The following is a 2583-nucleotide window of genomic DNA, read 5'->3' as shown; positions in this document are numbered from 1 at the left end:
GAAACGTCTTAACAGTATTGCTCGGCATTTACAGCCGGAGTTGCGCTCTGTTTTGCGGGGGACAGCATTGGCAGATAATCAAGCGCAGCTGTTGAAATTAGCCAAGATGGAGCCGGTTGCGCAACGGTGGGTGGCGGTTGCTTTGCAACAGGTTGAGGGGGATTTACGGCGGGCTGTTGATTTGGTCAATGGGATTAATACGCCCCCGCAAATTAATGAACAGGAACAGATTTTTGCGCAGTTATTGGGTGTTTGGCAGAGGGTGGATGCGCAAACGCGGGAGCGGTTTTGTGATTATCTTGCAAGAGAACGGGGGGAGGTGCTGTCATGAAGAGGCATGGTTCCCAACAGCTTGATTTTTTTCAAAAGCCGGTTTTTCCCTGCCGTGAACCGGTTGCACAGATTGATTTGGTTCGGTTTCGCTCACGCATGAAGCGTGCCATGGCGCGGGCTTTGCGTGAATGCCGAGTTGAACGCAGTGTGATTGCGGAGCGTATGGCGCATTATTTGGGGATTGGGTGTTTAAGCAAGGCAAGTTTGGATGCTTATGTCGCGGAAAGTAAGCAGGTGGATATTTATCTGCCGCGGTTTAAGGCATTTGTGCGGGCGACAGAGGCATTTTGGCTCTGGGATGAGGTGGTGAGTGAAGATGGATTGTTGCTGTTGCAAGGGGATGAGGCGCGGTTAGCAGAAATTACTAGGCTTCAGCAGGAACAGCGGGAGATTGCGGCGCGATTGAAAGCCATGCGCGCAACGCCGGTTCGCATTAAAAGGGGGCAGCCATGAAGGAATGGTTTAGTATTGCCGAGTTGACTGAGGCGGCTTTTCTAGGGTTGCCGAAAAGTAAAGGTGGATTGCGTAAGATTTTGTCGACGAAATGGCGTCATCAAAGTGAATTGACACGTAAAGTTAAAGGGGTTTCTCGACCTATTGTAGAAGTTCACATTTCTTTATTACCGGAGGGGGCAAAGGCGGCATTGTTGGTGCGGTTTGGTGGGGCTGTTGATGTGAAACAAATGCAAGGGGAGCAAAAGACAAGCATTTGGGTGCGTTATGAGGGGCTTTCAAAGGCGCATAAAAGGCGTTGTGAAGAGCGTTTGAAGGCACTTTGTTTTATGAATGATTTGATCCATGATGGTCTAGGTGTGCATGATGCGGCAACAAGCACTGCGGTGCAATTTGGTGTGAGCCGGATGTCGCTTTTTAATTGGCGGCAGAGGGTAGAGGGCTATGAGCGCCCTGATTGGTTGGCAGCCTTAGCGCCTTGTTATGGTGAAGAGAATGTTTCGCAATTTGCCCCTTGTCATGAGGGAGCGTGGGAGGTTTTTTGTTCGGATTATTTGCGCCCCTCTAAACCGGCATTTTCGGCGTGTTATCGGCGCATGGTTTCGGTTGCACAAGAACGGGGGGGGGAGCCCATTCCTTCTGAGCGGGCTTTGCGGCGTCGTTTTAACAGGCAAATTTCCAAAGCGGTTGTGGTTTTAGCGCGTGAGGGAGAAGAAAAGGCAAAAAAGCTTTATCCGGCACAACGGCGTGATCGCTCGAGCCTGCATGCTTTGCAAGCGGTGAATATGGACGGGCATAAGCTAGATGTTTTTGTGAGCGTTCCTTGGGGAGAGAAGCCTGTGCGGCTTTATCTGATTGCCATTCAAGATCTTTATTCGGGCAAGATTTTATCGTGGCGCTTGTCTGATGCCGAGACTTGGGAAATCGTACGTTTGGTGATTGGGGATATGGTGGAGGCTTATGGAATACCAGAGCGTATGACCTTGGATAATGGGCGTGCTTTTACCAGCAAGTGGATTTCTGGAGGTGTGCAAAAGCGCTTTCGTTTTAAGATTAAGCCGGATGATCCGCAAGGGCTTTTGACGAGTTTGGGGGTGCAATTGCAATGGACAACACCTTATAGCGGGCAGTCTAAACCGATTGAGCGGGCATGGCGTGATCTGGCAGAAGCGATTTCGAAACATCCCTTTTGTGCGGGGGCTTATACGGGCAATAAACCAGATGCCAAGCCTGAAGATTATGGTAAGCGCGCCATAGAATTTGAAGAGTTTAAAGCCCATGTTGGTGCGCAAATTTGTGTGCATAATGCGCAAACAGGGCGCAAGGCGGTTAATTGTGCGGGGCGTAGTTTTGATGAGACCTTTGCAGAAAGCTTGCAAGCAGAGGGAACGATTATTCGGCAAGCAACGGCGGCACAACGGGCTTTATGGCTTTTAACATCTGAAGGATTGCGTGCGCAAAAGGGGACGGGCGAGATTCATTTTTATGGCAATCGTTATTGGGCGCGGGCATTGAATGAGCATGCGGGGCAAAAGGTGATTGTGCGCTTTGATCCGGATCATTTGCATCAGGATTTGCGGGTTTATGATTTGAACAATCGGTTGATTTGTCTGGCACCATGCCTTTGCGATGTTGGTTTTTATGACCAGCAGGCGGCGCGCTTGAATGGACGTTTGCGTAAAGAATATGTGAAGGCTGTTAAAGCAGAAAAGCAGCTAGCGGCAAAGCTTGCGCCTGATCACTTGGCAGATGTTTATGGGCGCCTTGAGAAAAAGGATGAAGCGTTCAAATCCAAGC

At 49.9% G+C, this 2583-nt stretch carries 2 protein-coding genes and 1 pseudogene; all 3 read left to right on the top strand.

Annotated features, from left to right (window positions below):
* Nucleotides 1–331 (top strand): annotated as a pseudogene (locus J7R12_RS08480) (ParB/RepB/Spo0J family partition protein); the annotation flags it as partial.
* Nucleotides 328–786, top strand: coding sequence for a hypothetical protein (locus J7R12_RS08475; RefSeq protein ID WP_126602586.1), 459 nt, complete (start codon nucleotides 328–330; stop codon nucleotides 784–786). The pseudogene J7R12_RS08480 and the gene J7R12_RS08475, both read left to right, overlap by 4 nt.
* Nucleotides 783–2583: transposase domain-containing protein (locus tag J7R12_RS08470; protein ID WP_208439056.1), on the top strand; the 1801-nt coding region annotated here is incomplete at its 3' end. The genes J7R12_RS08475 and J7R12_RS08470, both read left to right, overlap by 4 nt.

Source organism: Bartonella vinsonii subsp. vinsonii (assembly GCF_902825235.1).
Lineage (GTDB): Bacteria > Pseudomonadota > Alphaproteobacteria > Rhizobiales > Rhizobiaceae > Bartonella > Bartonella vinsonii.
This window is presented reverse-complemented; position numbering and strand designations above follow the sequence as displayed.

Bases quoted from the DNA above. Each gene is read 5' to 3' on its own strand.
- J7R12_RS08475 (WP_126602586.1), top strand. From the start codon at position 328: ATGAAGAGGCATGGTTCCCAACAGCTTGATTTTTTTCAAAAGCCGGTT.